General features: G+C 65.1%; 12 protein-coding genes. 4 read left to right on the top strand and 8 right to left on the bottom strand.

Features of this window, described 5'->3' with window-relative positions:
* Positions 1-66 precede the first annotated feature (66 nt).
* The 3 genes from POS17_RS14245 (at position 67) to POS17_RS14235 (ending at position 4,432) form a co-directional block, all read left to right on the top strand.
* Positions 67-3,273, top strand: a complete 3,207-nt coding sequence (locus POS17_RS14245) for a hybrid sensor histidine kinase/response regulator (protein ID WP_060839157.1) — start codon at positions 67-69, stop codon at positions 3,271-3,273.
* A gap of 74 nt (positions 3,274-3,347) precedes the next feature.
* Positions 3,348-3,995, top strand: coding sequence for a response regulator (locus tag POS17_RS14240; protein WP_060839156.1), 648 nt, complete (start codon positions 3,348-3,350; stop codon positions 3,993-3,995).
* Positions 3,996-4,018: 23 nt separating this feature from the next.
* Complete coding sequence (locus POS17_RS14235) at positions 4,019-4,432, top strand: TIGR03067 domain-containing protein (protein ID WP_060839155.1); 414 nt, start codon at positions 4,019-4,021, stop codon at positions 4,430-4,432.
* Positions 4,433-4,457: 25 nt separating this feature from the next.
* On the opposite strand, the gene POS17_RS14230 is transcribed toward POS17_RS14235, so the two are convergent.
* Entirely contained in the window at positions 4,458-6,770 is a 2,313-nt protein-coding gene (locus POS17_RS14230; protein WP_060839154.1) for an ATP-dependent DNA helicase, read from the bottom strand.
* Positions 6,767-8,419 carry a VRR-NUC domain-containing protein gene (locus POS17_RS14225; protein ID WP_060839153.1) on the bottom strand — a complete coding sequence of 551 codons (1,653 nt, stop codon included), beginning with the start codon at positions 8,417-8,419 and terminating at the stop codon, positions 6,767-6,769. The genes POS17_RS14230 and POS17_RS14225 overlap by 4 nt, the downstream gene beginning before the upstream one ends.
* Before the next feature lie 202 nt (positions 8,420-8,621).
* Between POS17_RS14225 and POS17_RS14220 the strand changes: the two genes are divergently transcribed.
* Positions 8,622-8,846, top strand: a complete 225-nt coding sequence (locus POS17_RS14220; RefSeq protein ID WP_060839152.1) for a YgdI/YgdR family lipoprotein — start codon at positions 8,622-8,624, stop codon at positions 8,844-8,846.
* A 15-nt stretch (positions 8,847-8,861) separates the two neighbouring features.
* Here the strand turns inward: POS17_RS14220 and POS17_RS14215 are convergent, their stop codons facing one another.
* The 6 genes from POS17_RS14215 to POS17_RS14190 all read right to left on the bottom strand — a co-directional run bounded on the left by POS17_RS14215 (position 8,862) and on the right by POS17_RS14190 (position 19,402).
* Positions 8,862-9,245 (bottom strand): hypothetical protein, encoded by a 384-nt coding sequence (locus POS17_RS14215; protein WP_060839151.1) that lies wholly within the window; start codon positions 9,243-9,245, stop codon positions 8,862-8,864.
* A gap of 186 nt (positions 9,246-9,431) precedes the next feature.
* Positions 9,432-11,285, bottom strand: a complete 1,854-nt coding sequence (locus POS17_RS14210) for a polyurethane esterase (RefSeq protein WP_060839150.1) — start codon at positions 11,283-11,285, stop codon at positions 9,432-9,434.
* A gap of 108 nt (positions 11,286-11,393) precedes the next feature.
* The gene (locus tag POS17_RS14205) at positions 11,394-14,486 is read right to left on the bottom strand and encodes an autotransporter serine protease (RefSeq protein WP_231979034.1); all 3,093 of its coding nucleotides are present in this window, start codon (positions 14,484-14,486) and stop codon (positions 11,394-11,396) included.
* 522 nt (positions 14,487-15,008) lie between these two features.
* On the bottom strand, positions 15,009-16,691 hold the full coding sequence (locus POS17_RS14200) for a polyurethane esterase (RefSeq protein WP_060839149.1): 1,683 nt from the start codon (positions 16,689-16,691) through the stop codon (positions 15,009-15,011).
* A 30-nt stretch (positions 16,692-16,721) separates the two neighbouring features.
* Entirely contained in the window at positions 16,722-18,083 is a 1,362-nt protein-coding gene (locus POS17_RS14195) for a TolC family outer membrane protein (RefSeq protein ID WP_060839148.1), read from the bottom strand.
* 2 nt (positions 18,084-18,085) lie between these two features.
* Positions 18,086-19,402 (bottom strand): HlyD family type I secretion periplasmic adaptor subunit, encoded by a 1,317-nt coding sequence (locus POS17_RS14190; protein WP_375136244.1) that lies wholly within the window; start codon positions 19,400-19,402, stop codon positions 18,086-18,088.
* Positions 19,403-19,406 lie beyond the last annotated feature (4 nt).

Below are 19,406 nucleotides of genomic sequence, written 5' to 3'. Positions count from 1 at the left end.
GACCGCCTTGCTTCAGAGAGAGGAATCTCGAACGCGGGGCCCTTCTACGTATCTGGGAATTCAGTGATGAAATACCGCAATACCTTGATGGAGAATCTGACTCGCAGTTCGATTCGCCTGAACAAGGGCCTGCTGACCCTGGCGGGCCTTGCGCTGCTGCTGTTCGCCCTACTGTTCTGGACCACCCAGCGCCTGATCGATGAACAGCACAACAGCGTCAGGCTGCATTTCGCGCGGTTGATGGAAAACATCCAGGAACAGGAACTGTTTCTGCAGAAGCTGGCTTCCCGTCAAGCGAGCGCAGCGCCGCTGGCTGCCGAGCAGCCCCTGCCCCATGACGCCAATGACCTCTCCCAGGCCCAGCCGCCGTTGCTGACGCCCTTCGACCCGAGCTTCGACTCTCAACCGCAGGCCGCCAACGAACTGCCCAAGGCCTTCGCCCTGGGCCTGCAGCTGTCGACCTTCTACAACGCCTTCTGGTCCACGTCGCCCTATCACGCGCCCCGCACCTTTCTGTTCAACAGCTTCGGCAACTACGACATCAGCCTGCCGGCGGCGCGCCAGGCGCGCGGCAATCCGTGGCAGGGCAACGGCTCCCATGACGGCGAAATGGAACAGGTGCTGCGGCAACTGAAGGTCAAGCACAGCGACCCGCGGGACCAACAGGTGCATTGGCAAACCTACAGGCTCCCGGAGTCACTGGACGTCGCCCCCAAGCTGCTGGCCTACGTCAATCTGCACCTCGGACCGCAGCCGTTGCAGCTGCATGGCGCCAACAGCTGGATGATGGTGGCGTCGCTGCTCAATCTGGACAAGATCAACGACATCGAGCGCCTCATGGACTGGTCGATCTACGACGACTTCACCCTCATCGAACCTTCCGGCAGCATCCTCAGCGGCTCCCTGCCTGCGGCCAAGGCATTGCGCGAAGGCCCGAACTTCGGCTTGCGGGGCATGGTCTTCAAGGTCACCAGCCCGACTCCGGCGCTCTGGACCGGGCTCTACAGCATCAGCTACAAAAGTTATCTCGGTTATGCACTGTGGCTGCTGCTGGGCCTCCCGGCGCTGGCCCTGGGCGCGATCGTCTGTGGCTGGATCGCCAGCCGCTGGTACCGCGACCGGGTGGTGGCTCCGGCGCAACTGGCGCACCAGACCCTTGCCGAGAGCGAGGCCTTCAGCCGCGTGGTGCTCGATACCGCGCCCACCGGCCTGTGCGTGGTGCGCCGTGAGGACTTCAAGGTGCTGATGGAGAATCGCCAGGCCGTGCAGTGGCAAGGCACGACCCAGTTGCTGAGCATGCTGCAGCGCGACCCGCCCTTGAGCGACAGCGGCGAAACCTGCCTCGAGATCGAAGGCCGGCACTTGCAGGTGGGGCTGGTCGCCACCCGCTACCAGGGGCAGGACGTTCTGCTGTGCACCTTCTATGACATCACCGCGCATGTGCAGGACGCGCAACTGCTGGAACAGGCCCGGCTCGCGGCGGACGCGGCCAACCAGGCCAAGACTCTGTTCCTGGCCACCATGAGCCACGAGATCCGCACCCCGCTGTACGGCGTGCTCGGCACCCTGGAGCTGCTGGGCCTGACCCCGCTCGACGCGCGCCAGAGCGAATACCTGCAAACCATCCAGCGCTCTTCCAGCAACCTGTTCCAACTGATCAGCGACGTGCTCGACGTGTCCAAGATCGAGTCCGACCAGATGAGCATCGAACCCGTGGAATTCTGTCCACTGGACCTGGTGGAAGACGCGCTGCGTAGCTATGCGGCGTTCGCCGAACGCCGCGGACTGCTGCTCTACGCGTGCATCGACCCGAGCCTGCCGAACCTGATGCGCGGGGATGCCGGGCGCATCCGGCAGATTCTCAACAACCTGTTGAGCAACGCCATCAAGTTCACCGACAGCGGCCGGGTGGTGCTGCGAGTCCGGGTGCTGGCGCAGCAGGACAGCCTGGCCAGCATCGAATGGCAAGTCACCGACACCGGGATCGGCATCTCGCCGTCGCAGCAGCCGCAGTTGTTCGACCCCTTCTACCAGGTCCGCGACGCCTCCAATGAGGCCGGTGCCGGGCTTGGGCTGGCGATCTGTCAGCGTCTCAGCGAGATGATGGGTGGACACATACAGGTGATCAGCGAACCGGGGCTGGGCAGCAGTTTCTCCCTGCGCCTGAGCCTGCCGTGCCTGGCAGGAGCCCTGCCCGGCGGCGCGCCGCTGCCCGAGGGGCCACCGGTGTATGTCCGGGCGCCGGTGCCGGAGCTGCAGAAAAGCACCTGCGAATGGCTCAACCGCCTCGGCCTGCAAGCCTTTCCGGTGCCCCTGTGCGCGGACGACAAACCGCGCAATACGGTGCTGATCGACATGCTGCCCCGTGACAGTCAGTCCGGCTGGCCCGGTCCCTGTGTCACCGCCGGAGCGGCGGGTCACCGGGACCACCCACAAGCGCAATGGGCGGTCGACGCCCACGATATCCGCGCCATCGCCCAGGCCGCGGCGCTGGCCCGCCAGGGACAACCCCTGGACCTGCTGCAACGCGCCCCCGGGACCTTGCGCCACCTGGCGCTCAATGTCCTGGTGGCGGAAGACAATCCACTCAATCAGACGATCATCAAGGAACAACTCGAAGCCCTGGGTTGCCAGGTGACCCTGGCGTCCAACGGCGAACAGGCCCTGGAACAATGGCAGCCCCAGCTGTTCGACATTGCCGTCACCGACGTCAACATGCCGCTCATGAATGGCTACGATCTGGCCCGGGAGCTGCGCCGACGCGAGCCGAAGCTGCCGATCATCGGCGTCACCGCCAACGCCCTGCGCGAGGAAGGCAGCCGTTGCCTGGCCGCCGGCATGAGTGCCTGGATCGTCAAGCCCATGACTCTGCAGACCCTGCGCGGGCAACTGGAAAAACTCTGCCCGGTGCCTGACAGCAACACCGCAGCGCCCGCGACCATCAGGCCGGTGGAGCCGCTGCCGCCCCGGGAACCGGCTCCGGCCGAGCAGCGGATACAGGTGTCGGAGAAAATGCGACCGCTGTTCCTGAGCACCATGCGTGACGATCTGCAACGCCTGGCCAAGGCCCTGGAAACCGGCTCGGGCCGGACCGCCGCCGAGCGCCTGCACAGCATCGCCGGGGCCATGGGCGCGGTGCAGGCCGGCATCCTGGCCAAGGCCTGCGCCGAGCTGGAGTGCCAATTGCTGGAAAACACTTTGAATCCGATTCTGGAGGGCCAAGTCAGGCAACTGATGCAGCACTTGTCGGAACTTCTGCTGCCCCTTGAATAATGGGTGGCAGGGTTTAATGTACCGTCAGTCTTATGTTTCTTTACTAAATTGCGTATTACACGGGTGTGTTTGCCATGGAAAAACTGAAAGTAGTCATTGCTGACGATCACCCTATTGTTTTGCTCGGCGTGCGCGAGCTCATGGAGCGCGACGACCGCTTCGAAATTGTCGGTGAAGCGGTATGTTCCAAAGGCCTGATCCAGCAGCTGGAATCCCGGCCGGTGGACATTGTGATTACCGACTACAACATGCCCGGAGACTCGCCTTACGGCGATGGCCTGAAGCTGGTGGAGTACCTCAAGCGCAACTTCCCGCACTTGCAGATCCTGATCCTGACCATGATTTCCAATCAATTGATCCTCACCCGCCTGCGCGAGTTGGGGGTGGTGGGCGTGATCCAGAAAAGCCAGTTGCACGAGGAGATCCAGACCGCCCTCAAGGCCATCGCACAAAAAGGCGTGTACCGCAGCCTGGAGCCGGCCTCCCATTCGGTGATGGAATCCAATGTGGCGATCGACGAGCGAATTTCCACCCTGTCGCCCAAGGAGTTTGAGATCCTGCGGCTGTTCGTTTCCGGCAAGAGCGTCAGCGACATCGCCCGCAGCCAGAACCGCAGCTCCAAAACCATCAGTGCCCAGAAGATCTCCGCCATGCGCAAGCTGGACGTGCAGAGCGACCAGGACCTGCTGACCTACTGCATTGGCCGCAACATCTTCAACTGATCGTCATAAGGAAGCCCCCGAAAATGGATGGTTCGTCTCCCCTGAAGCACGCCGACCTGCTGCAGCTCGAGGCGCTGCAAGGCGCCTGGGAACAGATCTCGATGGAAGACAGCGGCGTACTCGACCCACCGGACGAGCACAGCGCGCCAGGCGCCCTGACCCTGATCGAAGGCAACCGCTTTCGCGTGGTGACGGTGGCCGGGGACACCCTGCTGGCGGGGAGCTTCAGCCTCGACAGCAGCACCCGGCCCAAGTCCATCACCTGGGTCGATTCCATCGGCGCCGACGCCGGCAAGCCCTTGCCGGCCAGCTACCAACTGAGCGCCGATGAGTTCGTGTTCATCGCCGCCGACGAGGGGCAACCGCGGCCCACCCGTTTCAGCACCGGGCCGGGCCAGACCCTGCGCCGCTTTGTCCGCGTCCACCGGGGCCAGTGACAGCGCCATCCCCCGCCGCTGATCGTCACTCCCCGCCAAACCCTGCCGCCGGCTCCACCTCAGCCGGCCCGGCACCCTCGGCCTGGATCGCCCACCACCCCGGCAACAACTGCCGCACCCGGGACTCGGCGAAACGGTCGTCAATCAGCATCAGCACGCCACGATCGGTCTGGCTGCGAATCACCCGCCCCGCCGCCTGCACCACCTTCTGCAAGCCCGGATAGAGGTAGGTGTAGTCGTAGCCGGAACCGAACAACGCCGCCATGCGCTGTTTCATCTGCTCGTTCAGCGGGTTGAGCTGGGGCAGCCCCAGGGTGGCGACAAAGGCGCCGATCAGCTGCGTCCCCGGCAGATCGATGCCTTCGCCGAACGCCCCGCCCAGAACGGCAAAGCCTATGCCCTGCCCCTCGGCGCGAAACTGCTGGAGAAAGTCCTGGCGCGAGGCTTCATCCATGCCCCGGGACTGCAACCACAGGGGGATGTGCCGGTGTTCCCGGGCCAGCAGCTCGGCCACCTGCTGCAGGTAATCGAAGCTGCTGAAAAACGCCAGGTAGTTGCCCGGCCGCGCGGCGAACTGGCGAGCCAGCAACTCGACGATCGGTGCCAGCGACGCCTGCCGGTGCACATAGCGGGTGGAGATGCGGCTGACGATCTGCACCTGCAACTGGGCGGCGGCAAAGGGCGACTCCACCTCCAGCCACACCGTGCTATCCGGCAGGCCCAGCAGGTCACGGTAGTAACGCTCGGGATTGAGGGTGGCAGAAAACAGCACGGTGCTGCGGGCCGCGCTCAGTCGCGGGCCCAACAACGCCGCCGGCACCACATTACGCAGGCACAAGCGCGACAGGCTGCGCTTGGCGCTCAGGGCGCGCTTGCTGATGTCGAAGATGAACTGCCGCTCATCGAACAGCTCCGCCACCCGGGCAAACTGCAGCAACTCGAAGTACAGCCCCTGCAGGCCGGCGTCCAGGCCCTGGGGCTGCTCGTTGAAGTAGTCACCCAGGGCCGCGACGCACAGGGCCAGGGCCCTGAGCAGCGCCGTGGGCAACTGGCTATAAGCCTGATACGGCGCGAGCTGTTCCTTGTGCAGGGCATTCCATTCTCGGTTCAGGCGTTGCAAGGCGCCTTTGAGCACCTGGGGCGCAGTGTGGCGCACGGCGGCCAGCTGTTGCTGATCCAGGCTTGCGCTGTACATGCCGCGCCCGCGCTCCACCAGGTTGTGCGCCTCGTCCACCAGCACCGCCAACTGCCACTGATTGGCCTGGGCCAGGCCGAACAGCAAGGCGCTGAAGTCGAAGTAGTAGTTGTAGTCGGCCACCAGCAGATCGCTCCAGCGGGCCATTTCCTGACTCAGGTAGTAAGGACAGACCTGATGCTCCAGGGCCACCTGGCGCAGCGCCTGGCGGTCGAGCATCGGCACCTGGCTGGCCGCCTGGCGCGCCGCCGGCAGGCGTTGATAGAAGTCCCTGGCCAAGGGACAGGACTCACCATGACAGGCTTTGTCCGGGTGTTCGCAGGCCTTGTCCCGGGCCACCAGCTCCAGGACCCGCAACGGCAGCCCGGCCTGTCCGGCGAACAGCACCCGCGCCGCATCCAGGGCCAACTGCCGTCCCGGGGTCTTGGCGGTGAGAAACAGCAGCTTGTCCAACTGCTGCGGAGCCATGGCCTTGAGCATGGGGAAAATCGTGCCCAGGGTCTTGCCTATGCCAGTGGGGGCCTGGGCCAGCAGGCAGCGGCCGGTGCTGACCGCCTTGTACACCGATTCGGCCAGGTGCCGCTGGCCCTGGCGAAACGTCGCGTGGGGAAAGTTCAGGGCGCGGGTCGCCTGGTCCCGGGCTTGACGGTGGGCCAGTTCCTGCTGCGCCCACTGCAGAAACACCGCGCATTGGCGCTGGAAGAACGCCTCCAGTGCCGCGGCACTGTGCTCCTCCACCAGGGCGGTTTCCTGTTCGCTGGCCACGTCGAAATACACCAGCGACACCCGCAGGCTCGGCAACTGCAGGCTCTGGCACAACAGCCAGCCATAGACCCTGGCCTGGGCCCAATGCAACTGCCGGTGGTTGTCCGGCATGCGCGCCAGATCGCCACGGTAGGTCTTGATCTCTTCCAGCAGGTTCTGCGCCGGGTCGTAGCCGTCCGCCCGCCCCCTGACCAGCAGCTCACCGTATCGGCCCTCCAGGGGCACTTCGCTCTGGTAGTCGGGATTGCGCCGGGCCGCCACGGTGCGGTGCCCGAGCATGCCCTCCAGCGCACTGGGCGACGGGGTGAAGCGCAGATCCAGGTCGCCGGTCTTGGCACTGAACTCACACAGGGCTCGCACCGCGACGCGATAGCTCACGAGGACGGGTCCTGCCACTGCACGTAGCACACCACCACCGGCATCTGGTGCTCCTGGCAGAAGTCCAGCCAGCGCAGCTGGTTGTCCTGCAGGCGATCCCCCGGGCCCTTGACCTCGATCATCCGGTAGCGCTTTTCCTCGGGCCAGAACTGGATCAGGTCCGGCATGCCGGCGCGGTTGGCCCGGATGTCCAGCAGCAGCCGCTGGAACCAGTGTTTCAGGTGTTCGGCCGGCAGGCAGTCCAGGGCCAGTTCCAGCAGTTCCTGGCTCAAGACGCTCCAAAACACGAAAGGCGATTGCAGGCCCCATTTGGCGACAAAGCGCTGACGGATGCTGTCCCGGTAACGGCCATCCTCCAGCTCCTCCAGGCACGCCTGGAACAGCTCGCTGCGCCGCGGGTGAAAGTCCTCGCTCAACAGATCCACCGGCCCACGCTGGAACGGGTGGAAGAACGCCCCCGGCAAGGGCGCGAAGATCGCCGGCCAGCACAGCAGCCCGAACAGCGAGTTGATCAGGCTGTTCTCCACGTAATGCACCGGTGCCTGGGGCTGATGCAGATGAGCCTGGACCTGCAGCTCCACCGTCAGCCCGGCGGGGTCCCGGGGCAGGCTCAGGTCCAGCCGCGCCACCTCGCGGCTGACCGCCCGGGACGCCGGTGGCCCGCCCAGCTTGCGCCGCAAGCGCGGCATCACCCGCAGCAACTGCTGGGCCTCGGCGGCGCTCTGGGGCGCTGCCGCGGCCTGTTCGGCCAGGGTCAGGGCCGCCTGGTACTCGGCGCTGAGCTCCAGAACCCGGATCAGCCGCAAGCGCGCCCCGGGGTAGCTGCACTGCTGATAGATCTGCCGGGCCAGCGGCCAGTCGGCCTGGCGTTCGCAATGCTGCCCCAACAGGAACAGCAGCTTGGCGCGACGCTTCTCCAGCCAGGCGTTGGCGCTGCTGAACGCAACGATACGCGGCAGCACCGCGGGCAGCGGCTCGCCGGCCTCGAAGGCCTCCTGGCATTGCTGCAGGTAGATGAAACCGTCGACGTCGTCGCGACTGCGCAGGCCCCGGGCATCGGCGCTGATCTCGACTTTCTCGTAGCTGTAGATCCCCAGGTCCGCGAGCACGAACTCCGACCAGTCCTGATAGAGGTTGCCGAAGAACATCAGCCGCAACCGATCGCACAAGGGCATGACCGTCAGGCTCAGCAGCCGGTCGGCCAGTGCAGGACACCATTGGCCGAAAGCCCGAGGCTGCGGAGACAGCGCCTGCAGCGCTTCCAGCCACTGGCTCTTCTTGGCCTTGGCCGACAATCCCCGGTCGCTGAAGCACTGCAGGATCTCGGCCTTTTGCAACAGGCCGAACAGCTCATCCAGGGTCAGCGGCGCTTGCTCGTCGACCCAGCCCAGCGCCAGCAACGGCAACAGGGCCCCGGCGCTGTCGGCGATTTCCGGGTAGCTCAGCTTGCTCAGGCGAAAATGCCGGCCCTTGCGCATCACCATGCGCACCAGCAAGGCCTGGGACGGCTCGGCCAAGGCAGCGAAATCCGTGATGAAGCGCTGCTCCTCGGGGGTCAGCACATCGGCATAGCGCTGCTCCAGCCAGTTCAGCACTTGCTGGAAGTTGCACAGGTAATAGAGGGGGTTTTCGAGGGGGTTGGAAGTCACTGAACAAACACGCCACGGCTGGATCGATACTGGTTATGCGTACAGATAACAGCCGGCGCCCCGCTCTGGCAAACACTATTGGATAAATGGCGGGACGAAGATTTTTCCAATGACCCGGCGAACTTTCGTCGTCTTCACTACACCAAGGGGCCATGACTATAGTGTCCGCCGCAACGGGGACACCCCCTGATGAGAGGTCTGTATGAATGTGAAGAACCTGGGACTGCTGTTGACCGCCTTCGGCGCCCTGACCCTGGCCGGCTGCGCCTCGCCCACAGTGGTGACCTTGCAGAACGGCACCCAGTATTTGACCCGGGACCAGCCCAAGACCAGGACCGCGGATGGTTTCTATGAATTCCAGGACATTTCCGGCAAGACCGTACGGGTCAAGGCGGACGATGTGGCCACGGTCCGCCAGGAAAAATGATGCAGCTCCCGCGCTTCAGGGCGACCAGGGCAACGGGCCCTGCCCTGGCGTGCAGGAAATCCCCAGAGGCTTGCCTCGCCTGGACAACTGGTCACGCACTTGCTGGCAGCGCTCGCGCTCGCGCGCCTCGGCGTTGTCGATGCTGATGTTGCCGGTGCTCGGCGGCGCCGTGCCGTCCCCCAGGCGCAGATCGACCAGCGGTGGCTCGGGCTGCAGGTTGAAGCGGCTGGCAGGCGCCGGCTGCGACTGGGCAGGCGCCGGCTGACCGGCCGGCAACTGATCCACGCTCACCCCGTAACGTTGCAAAATCGAGCTGCGAGGCAACTCCTCGGCGACGACCAGCACCGTCCACAGGGCCATCAGCACCCCGGCACTCGCCCATCTCTTGGTGTTGCTCACAGTCAAAACTCTCCTGCCATTACCTTGAATCCGTTGCTGTCCGGCCCCCACAGAACCCTGGGTTGCTGTAATAACGGGTCAACCGGCGGCGGCTTTAAGGATATTGGAGTCGTCACTTGACCTGCAGGTCACTTTTTCCCGTCCGGACAGCGCGGGGCCCGTGCCGGCCCCCGCGCCGCGGATGCATCAGGCGATGGTGATGCCCGAGCCGTTGAGCTGCTCAAGACTGACGCCCACCAGGGTCACCGTGTCCTGGCCAAAGGTCAGCAGCGTGTCATGGCCGCTGCTGCTGGCGTGGGCCCGGTAGTCCTGGCCCGGCAGCACCCCGCTCACCCCCATGAACACCAGTTTGTCGCCGCTCTGGTAGCCGAGGATGCGGTCCTGGCCGAAATGACCGGTGAACAGGAAGGTGTCGTTGCCCCCTCCCGACTCCATCAGGTCATTGCCGGCGCCACCGACAAACACGTCATTGCCCCGGCCACCGATCAGGTGATCGTTGCCGTCCAGGCCGAACAGCCAGTCGCCGCCGGCACCGGCCTTGAGCAGGTTGTCCCCGGCATCGCCTTTTACCGACGAGGCGTAGTGGGTCAGTTGAGCGCCCACCTGCAAGCCCTGGTCGGTCACCTGATGCAGCACGTCGTCCTTGAACAGGCCCCAGAGAAACCCCGGCTCCTTGCTCTGGATCGCGCCGATGTCACGGGTGATGCTGATCCCGCCGTTGGCATCGCGCACGTACAGGGTGCCGGCGCCGTCGCTGGCAAAGCTGTAGTCGCCGATGGAGTGCTGCAGGTCCAGGGTGTTGCTGCCCTTGCCCCCGAGAATGATGTTGTAGCCGCCATCGTCGCGGAAGGTGTCATTGCCGTCGCGGCCCTCCAGGTAGTCGTTGCCACGGCCGCCCTGGATCAGGTCGTTGCCGTCGCTGCCGATGATGAAGGTGCTCCCCTTGTGGGTTTCGGCGTTGCGGTTCAGGTCCTGGACCCAGGTGCTGCCCCGGGCCGGGTCCGACAGGTTGGCCACGACAATGGTCGAGTCCTTGCTGGTGAAGTCGTAGAACTTCGATTGCAGGACCCGGGTCAGGCCATCGCCGTAGCCGGTGGGCAGGTGGGAGATCCAGGTGGGGATGTTGAGGATCGAGAACGGCAGCACGTTCCACAGCGACGAGGCGTAGTGGTCGTTGAAGTTGACGATGTTGTTGGTGGCCGAATCCTGATGGGCGTCGTGCACGCCAAGGGACGACAGGTTGAAACTGGAGCCGTCCAGGGCGCGGAACACCGGGTCGTTCTCATAGCCGATGTTCAGCACCTTGTCGCTGGCGCTCTGGGTCGGCGAGGCATAGGCGATGTAGTTGGCATCCTTGTAGAACCCGGACCAGCGTTCGCCGCTCAGGTCCGCCAGGCTGTTGACCCCCAGCCCGCCGAGGCTGTGACCGCTGACCAGGATGTCCTTGCCCGACAGGCCATTGGCCTGGGCAAAAGCCGCCACATCGGCGAACAGTTTGCCGAAGGCCTCACCGGCGTAGTTCTTCGCATAGTCCTTGGGTCCCAGGGCGGCCAGCAGGTCACTGATGACATCACCGATGGTGTCGCCGATCACCGACTCCCGTGGCCCGCTGGTGCCGCGAAAGGCGATGCCGATGGAGCTCAAATGCCCCTGGGCATCGTATTTGCCGAGGATTTCCACCTGGGCCGTGCCGTAGCCGTCCTTCTCGCCGAAGAAGGTGCCCCGGGCATCCACCTTGCCGCTGTAGCCCAGTTGCTGGGCACTGAGGGTGGACCACCCGGCCTGGTGCAACGCGTCCTTGGCGGCCTGCTCCGAATCCGGGTTCCAGGGAATGCCAGGGATCACGCCCTGGGAATCGCTGCTGCCGATCAATGCGCTGACCAGGGTTGCCGGCAGGCCCAGCCCGAAGCCGTTGTGCTGGTAACCCACGGCGAAGCCGTTGTCGAGGTTGTGATAGGAGTACAGCGTGATCGCCAGCGCATCGGAAAACAGCGCCTTGGAATCGGCTGCGGTGAAGTTCTTGTAGTCAAAGACACCCATGGTATTGCCTCTCTTTTGTTGGAATTGTCAGAGAAAGCTCAGGCCCTCCAAGCCCGTTTCCGGGTCCGCAGGACCTGTACAACACCTTGCACATCCGTTGCCTGGGTCTTAGAAAGTCCAGTCCAGGGTCAAGCCGACCCCATGGTTCCGGTCACGGCTGCCCAGCAACCCGTTGTAATCCAGATTGACCCGGGTCTGCCGACCCAGGGCAATGCCCGCCCGTGCACCGACGACCGCTGCATCCCGGTCCAGTGACAGGCTCTGCACCTTGTAGCTTTGTCCACCGTCGGCAAACGCCAGATGCTGATCGGCGCCGGTGGCGCTCAGATTGTGCTGCCAGCCGAGGGTAGCGGACAGTTCCACAGTCTGCCCGGAAGACAACTGCAACTGCTTGCCGGCACGCATGCCCAGGGTCGAGAGCCAGGCCGCGCGATTGTCGCTATCGCCCTTGAGTGCCGTGGCGCCGCCGTGTTCCTTGAAACGCTCGCTGTCCACCTGCACATAGGCCAGGCTGGCAAAGGGTTCCAGGGCCATGGGCTGCAGATCCAGGTGCCACGCCGCCTCGCCGAACAACTGCAGGCTGCGGGCATCACGCTTGCTCTTCTGGCGATCGGCAACCTCGTCGTATTGCAGCTCGCGCCGGGTCGCGATGCGGTGCCAGCTGTAGGAACCGCCCAGGCTCAGGCGCAGTTGTGCAAGCTCGCGTCCGGCGTAGGCACCCAGGTGGTAGCTGTCGATGCTGGCCGAAGAATGCCGGCCATCGCCCATGCTCAGCGAGCTGTCGCTGTAGCCGGTGAACACGCCCAGACGGGTGCTCGGGTCCACTTGCCCGTCGACACCGGCCAGCAGGCCGCCGATGGAGCGGGTGTAGCCGGCTCGATCCTGGCCGCCGTCGGCCTTGCCCCAGGCGCCGAGGGTCTTGAGCCACAGCCCCTGCTCGCCACCCTCGACGATAGGCACCGCGTCCCCGCCCTGCAGGCGTAGCCGCTCACCCATCGCGTCACGCAGGTAGCGGCTGTCATTGAGCAACTGGCTGCCAACGGCCGGATGAATTTCCCCGGACAGTTGCTCGAAGGCCTGTTGTGCACTGGCCGCGCTGGCGGCCAGCAGCAGGCTTTCATACACCGGGTTGCCCGCCCCCAGTTGCTCGGCAGCATCGGCCACCGAACGCTGGTTGGGGCTCAGGCCGATGCTGCTGAACGAGGTGGCATTGCGCGCCACCGCCAGCTGCACACCGCCGGCGCTGTAATTGAGGTTGCCCCCCAGAAACAGCGAGTTGGACAGCACCGGGCCAAAGCTGCCCTGCACGCCATTGGCGGCCTGGAGGATATCCAGCTGCCGCCCCACCAGGCTCGGGACCCGCTGCGCATTGAGGGACAAACCCGGGTTTTCCAGTTCCAGTGCCAGGCTGGCCCCGCCGAGGGTTGCCTGGCCGTCGCTGACAATCCGGTCGCTGCCGCTGGGGGACACCTCCACCGCGTAGGTCGAACCCGGGAGGAAGTTCACATCGGCGCTGACATGCAAGGTGCCGATGGAGTTGCCCGGGGCCACAATCGCGCCCGGGTTGGCGGTCAGTGCGCCCACGCGGCCCGTGCCGCCGAGGATGCCACCAGCGTTCACCGTCACTGCCGACAGCAGCGAGCCGTTGACCGCCAGCCGCCCCTGGTTGACCAGGGTCGGCCCGGCGTAGGTGTTGGCGCCGCTGAGCACCAGGGTGCCGACGCCCTGCTTGGTCAGGCCACCGTGGCCACTGATGTCGTTGCTCCAGATATCCAGCACACAGCTGATGTCATTGCAGCGCCGCTGGGTCGGCTTGCCGGCATCCAGCAACGCGCCATAGCCCGGCAGGTCAGCGACGAACTGGGACGAGCCGTAGCCGCCCTGGACCCGCAGCGCCTCGGGGATGTCCGCCTCGGTCACCAGCATCCCCGGCCCGCGAATGCCCTTGTCCAGATTGATCATCCCCCAGCCGTACAGCTCATCGACGCCCGGGGCCCCCAGGTCGGTGGCTGTGGTGCGCAGGACGCTGGCGACCTGGGCCGCGCTCATGTAGGGGAAACGCTCCATCAGCACCGCCGCGGCGCCAGCCGCATGGGGCGCGGCCATGGAGGTGCCGTTCTTGTTGGCATAGCCCAGGGTCATGTTCGCAAGGCTGGTGCCACCGATCACCGAGCTGTAGATCCGCGTGCCGGGGGCCGACACGCAAAAGCTCGCGGTGTAGCCGCAACGCGAGGAAAAGGTGCTGATGACGTAGGGATCGGCGCTGCTGGTGTCGGGGTTCTGCTGCAAGGCCGCCACGGTCAGCCAGTTGGGGGCGATCTCCGGTACGAAGTAGGCCAGCCCGGCGATAGCGTCGGGGTTGTTCAGGTTGTAATCGTTGCCGGCGGCGAAAATCGTCAGCACCCCGCTGCGGGCTGCGGCGATCGCCCCGTCGTAGGCGCCGCCCGGCAAGCTGCCCAGCAGCGGCTGGATCTTCGCGAACTGTGCCCGGGCGTCATCCAGGGTGAAGTGCGGGAACGCCGGATCGCGCCCGCCTTTGCTGAAGCGATCGGTGATGCCGATGCCCCAGCTGTTGTTGATGATCCGCGCGCCGCTGGCCACCAGACCGTCCCAGCCGGCCTTGTACACCGCGCCATCGTTGCCGAGGATGATGCCGTCCTCGGGGCCGGGGTCGCCGTTGTCGGCACTGATGATCTGGGCGTCGAAGGCCACCCCGTGCATCGCCCCACCGTCGCGGTTACCGGCGGCAATCCCGCCGACGTGAGTACCGTGAGAACCCAGCTTGCCGTCCGAGCCCACCGATGGGCGACCGTCATAGACGAAGGCATCGCCGGCCCGCACCGGAATATAGGGATCGGTGTACTGGCGAATGCCGCTGGTGACCAGGGTCAGCACCTTGCCCGGGCTGGCGAACTCCGGATGCTGGGCATACACCGGCTGGTCGAAGATCCCCAGCTTGACGCCCTTGCCGCTGTAACCGGCGGCATAGGCACTGTCGGCATGAATCGCCCCCAGGCCCCAATCGGCCTTGAACTCGGCGCTGCGCCAGCTGCCAGCGTCGCCCCGACGGCCGTTCTCCACATAGGGCGCCGCCTGGGCCGTGCCCAGCAGCGCCACCCAACCCAACAGTGCCGGAGCCAGGGTCAACCATCCCCGTTCCTGCCCAAGCACAGCGCCATCCTTGCGTTTGACTTGCTTCACTTCGACCTTCCTTAGTTGTGTTGCGAAATGGCCCTGGCAGGCTCCCTGCCCGCCGCTCGAATGACGTCGTGGAAACGCCATTGCAGATTGACTCCGACACCCTTGTGTCGCTCACCAACACCCCAGGCGCGCCAATGCCGCAGCACAGGCGCACGGGACTGGGCAGCACCTGCTGGGCTTGCTGGTTGTTCGAATAAGGGGAAGGTTCCATGGCCAGCGCCAGAGCGCCGATGGCATGGGGAGCGGGAACGCCCCGCTGGCCGGTGTTCCGAACGGCGTTGGGCGGCCGTCAACGGCAGGCCTGCGGTAAACGCCAGGCACACCGTGCCCGCCAGCCTGTTGAACTGATGACATCTGACATCCATGTTGATGACTTCTCGTTTTTTGTTGTTGTTCGATCGTCCATCCAGGACGGATCAGGATGTTGCCGGCGACTTCAGGGGAGCCACCCCGACGTTCTCTGGGTTCAAGGTCCGCAAAGCCCGGGGGAGCGAATCCTGCGCTCCCCCGGCCGAGGCTGAATCAGGCGAACACGATGCCTGAACCGTTGAGCCCCTCAATACCGACCCCCACCAGGGTCACCGAGTGCTCGCCCACCTTGAGCAAGGTGTCGTTACCGCTCTGGGACAGGTGCTGGCGATAGTCGTACTGGCTGTCGATGCCCGGCACGCCCATGAACACCAGCTTGTCGCTGTACTGGTAGCCCTGGATCAGGTCGAGCCCGAAGTGACCGCTGAACAGAAAGGTGTTGGCCCCGCCCCCGGTGGAATGCATGACGTCGTTGCCGGCACCGCCGACGAAGGTCACGTTGGCCTTGTCGCTGCTGAGCAGGTCGTCGCCGCCATGGCCGAACAGCCAGTCGCCGTCGACGCTGGCCACCAGCGCGTTGCCATAGGCATCGCCGTTGAGGGAATGGTTATAGGCGGTCCACTGGTTGCCGTGCTGCAGGCCGTCGGCGGTCACGCTGTAGCTGACATCCTTGCCGAACAGTTGCCACCAGCTCCCGGCCTCGTGGCTGACCAGGGCCCCCACGTCGCGGGTCATGCTGATGCCGCCATAGGCATCGCGGATATACAGGGTGCCGTCGCCGTCGTTGGCGATGGAGAAGTTCTGCAGCGGCTGTTGCAGCTCCAGGACGTTGTGCCCCTGGCCGCCATGGATGATGTTGTAGCCGCCGTCGTCACGGAAACGGTCATCCCCGGCACCGCCGTCCAGGTAGTCATTGCCCTTGCCGCCGTGCAGCAGGTCGTTGCTCTGGGTGCCGATGATCAGGGTACTGCCGGTGTGTTTCTGCGCGTACAGATTGAGGTCCTTGACCCACACCTGATCACGCTGGCCCTCGGACAGGTTGGAGATCACCACCGTCGAGTCGCGGCTGGTCAGGTCATAGAAGTCCGAGCCGATCAGGCGGTTGAGGCCCGCGGCGTAATCCACCGCGCTGTGGGCCGACCAGGACTTGGGGTTGAGGATGCTCTGGGGAATCCACTGGCCAAGGAACGATGAGTAGTGATCGGTGAAACTGACGAGGTTGTTGGTCGCCGACTCCTGGGGCTTGTCGTGGGTGCCCAGGGACGACGCATTGAAGTGGGTGCCGTCCAGAACGCGGAACACCGGGTCGTTTTCATAGCCGATGTTCAGCACCTTGTCGCCGGCGCTCTGGGTCGGCGAGGCGAAGGCCAGGTAGCTGGCGTCCTGGTAGAAGCCGCCCCAGTGATCGGTGCTCAGGCTCGCCAGGCTGTTGACCCCCAGCCCGCCCAGGCTGTGGCCGGTGACCAGCACGTCGCTGCCGCTCAGGCCCTGGGCCGTGGCGTAGGCCGCGACCTTGCCCAGCAGGCTGTCGAAGGCCAGGCGGCTGTAGTTGTCGGCAAACCCCGAGACGAAGGCCGCCTGCAGGTCGTTGAGGCCGTCCTTGAGGCTGTCGGTGCCGCGAAAACTGATGCCGATGGACAGCAACTGCCCGGCGCCGTCGTACTTGCCCAGGATCTCGACCTGGGCATCGCTGACCACGGCCTGTTCGCCGGAAATGGTGCCCTGGGCGCTGACATGGCCCTGATAGCCCAGCTGCGAGGCGCTGATGGGCCGCCAGGACGTGCCCGGCAAGGCCTCGCCAGTGGGGTTCGATGCATACAGGGCCAGGGTGATGGCCTCGCTGTACTGGGCCTTGCCGGCACTGCCCAGCGCACTTTTGTAGTCGAAGATGCTCATGTGCGTTGCTCCTTTTTATCCTGCGGCCCGTCAGGGCCCGGTGCGCTGACCGAAGGCCTCATCGACCCGGGCCAGATCTTCTTCACGCAAGGTTCCCGCGTAATAGTGCAACTTGGTCCAGGCCATCAGGTAGTCATAACGGGCCTGGGCCAGGTCCCGCCGGGTGGTGTAGAGCTGCTGCTCGGCATTGAGCGCATCCAGGTTGACCCGTTCACCGCCAAGAATGCTCTGCCTGGTGGACACCACCAGGGCCTCGGCCGACGTCAGGGCTTTCTGGTAGGCGCGCAATTTGCTCACCCCCGATAGACAGGCACTGAATTGCCGCCGCAGTTCAATCAGGGTTTCCCGGGTCTTGCCGTCCAGTTCGTATTCGGCCTGCTCCATGGCGCGGCTGGCCTGGCGAGTGGAGGCCGACACCCCACCACCGGCGTACAGCGGCAAGCTGACTTCGATGCCGATGGTGTTGGTGTCGTAGCGCTGGTTGTAGGTGTTGCCGCTTTCCGATTCGTTCTGCCGCACGCTGGCGTAGGCGCTGAGCTTGGGCAGGTGCCCGGCGCGGTTGCGCTCCACTTCATAGCGCGCCACCTCGACCCGCTGCCGCTGGGACGCCAGCACCGGGTTGTTGCTCAGGGCCATCTCGTGCCAGGTGTCGTAATTGGCCGGGCTCAGGGCGAAGGACTGGAAGTTTTCCTGCAGCGGATCGAGGTCGCGCACGTCGATGTCGGGCACGCCGATCAACGCCCCCAGCTCACGCAAGGCCGCGTCCTGTTCGTCCCGGGCCTCGATCTCTTCGGCGGTGGCCAGCTCGTAGCGCGACTCGGCCTCGAGGATGTCGGTGCGGGTGCCCTCGCCCTGCTGGAACATGTGCCGGTTCTGCTGGAACTGTTGCTCGAAGGCCTTCTTCTTGGCCTGGGCGATCTCAATCTGATCCTGGGCGAACAGGGCCTTGGTGTAGTAACTGAGCACCCGCACCAGCAATTCCTGGCTCTTGCCGCGAAAGTTCTCGTCGGCGAACAGGGCCTGGGCCACGCCCTTGCGGTAGTTGGCGTAGGCCTCGTAGTCGATCAGCGGCTGCTGCAGGGTCAGGGACGAGCCGTAACTGTCGTAGTTGCGTTTTTCGCTGACGCTGCCGCGCACGGTGTCCAGGTAGGTGACCTTGGAGTTGTTGTGGCCCTTGTTGTAGCTGTAGCCCACCTTGGGCAGCAGACCGGCGCGGCCGATGGCGCGGTTCTCCAGGCCGGCGTCGCGCTCCTTGATGGCGCCGAGGAACACCGGGTCGTTGCGCAGCGCCTGTTCGTAGATCTGGAACGGGCCCATGGCCCGGGCCCCCTGGCACACCAGCAAGGACAAGGCGGCGGCGAGGATGGAAAGCTTACTCATACGACGCGACATCCTTATTCTTCGGTCAGTGCGGAGCCGGCCCGGTCGAGCAGAGGCTTGAACAGGTAATTGAGCAGTGAGCGCTCGCCGGTGCGCACGAACATCTCCGCCGGCATCCCAGGCTTGATCACCAGTCCGTTGAGCTTCTCCATGGCCTGGTCGCTGACGCTGCTGCGCAGCACGTAGTACGGCATGCCGGTTTTCTCGTCGACCATCTGGTCGGCGGAAACCAGGCTGACCTCACCGGACACCCTTGGCGTGCGGCTCTGGTTGAAGGCCGTGAAGAGGATGTCCACCGGCAGATGGGGGCCGACCTTGTCCACCAGGTTCACCGGCAGCCGCCCCTCCACTTCCAGGTGCGTGCCCTGGGGCACGATCTCCAGCAGGGTTTCGCCCTGGCGCACCACCGCGCCTTCGGTGTGCACCCCGAGGTTGACCGCGATGCCGTCGGCGGTGGCGATGATCTCGCTGTGCTGCAAGTCGAAACCGGCCGAGGTCAGTTGCTGCTCCAGGGTCTGGGTCTTGAGCTGGGCCTCGGCCAGCTGGCTGCGCACCTCTTTCTGATATTCCTCGCTGTGCTGCTGCAGCTTGAGCCGGGATTCGAGAATGCCCTGCTCGATACGGCCGCTTTCGCCGGTGTTCTGCGCCAGTTCCTGCTGCACCTGAGACAGTTGGCGCTGGTATTCCAGCAGGCGGTTGCGCGGGATATAGCCGTTGTCCGCCAAGGGCTGCAGGTTGCTCAGTTGCTGGCGCAGGGACTCGGCCTGATTGCCCAGGTCGGTGCGTGCGCGACGCATGCCCGCCAGTTGCGCGGTGGCGCCTTCGATGTTGGCGCGGATGCCCGCCTGCTCGCGCAGGAATGCCTCGCGCCGACTGCTGAACAGCTGACGCTGGCCTTCCAGCACCAGGGCCAGGCGCGGGTCGTCACTGCTGCTCAGTTGCGCTGGAAAGTCCACCTGCTTGAGGTTGTCGCGCTCGCTGCGCCAGCGCGCCAGGCTGGCCACCGCCATGCGGTACTGGGCCTGCAGGGATTGCACATCCGCGGCGACCTGGGTCTGGTCCAGGCGAAACAGCGGCTGGCCCTGCTTCACGCTTTCGCCCTCGCGCACCAGGATGCGGCTGACCACCCCACTGCTCATGGACTGCACCGCCTTGCGCTTGCCGGACACCACCACCGTGCCTTGCACCGGGATACCCTGGTCCAGGGGCGCCAGCGCGGCCCAGACAAAGAAACTGCCGGCCCCCACCAGGGCCAGAATCCAGCCCAGGCGAGCGAAAAAACCAGCGTCGCGCTCCACGCGTTCGGGGGCGTAATCCTGTTCGATCATCATCTCG

Origin of the sequence: Pseudomonas sp. Os17, assembly GCF_001547895.1 — a bacterium.
Lineage (GTDB): Bacteria > Pseudomonadota > Gammaproteobacteria > Pseudomonadales > Pseudomonadaceae > Aquipseudomonas.
Note: the sequence above shows the minus strand (reverse complement) of the source record. Positions and strands in the feature narration are given on the sequence as shown.

Excerpts from the sequence above, each read along its gene's own strand:
- POS17_RS14245 (WP_060839157.1), top strand. The coding sequence starts at position 67 with ATGAAATACCGCAATACCTTGATGGAGAATCTGACTCGCAGTTCGATT.
- POS17_RS14240 (WP_060839156.1), top strand. The coding sequence starts at position 3,348 with ATGGAAAAACTGAAAGTAGTCATTGCTGACGATCACCCTATTGTTTTG.
- POS17_RS14235 (WP_060839155.1), top strand. The coding sequence starts at position 4,019 with ATGGATGGTTCGTCTCCCCTGAAGCACGCCGACCTGCTGCAGCTCGAG.
- POS17_RS14220 (WP_060839152.1), top strand. The coding sequence starts at position 8,622 with ATGAATGTGAAGAACCTGGGACTGCTGTTGACCGCCTTCGGCGCCCTG.
- POS17_RS14210 (WP_060839150.1), bottom strand. The coding sequence starts at position 11,285 with ATGGGTGTCTTTGACTACAAGAACTTCACCGCAGCCGATTCCAAGGCG.
- POS17_RS14200 (WP_060839149.1), bottom strand. The coding sequence starts at position 16,691 with ATGAGCATCTTCGACTACAAAAGTGCGCTGGGCAGTGCCGGCAAGGCC.
- POS17_RS14195 (WP_060839148.1), bottom strand. The coding sequence starts at position 18,083 with ATGTCGCGTCGTATGAGTAAGCTTTCCATCCTCGCCGCCGCCTTGTCC.
- POS17_RS14190 (WP_375136244.1), bottom strand. The coding sequence starts at position 19,402 with ATGATGATCGAACAGGATTACGCCCCCGAACGCGTGGAGCGCGACGCT.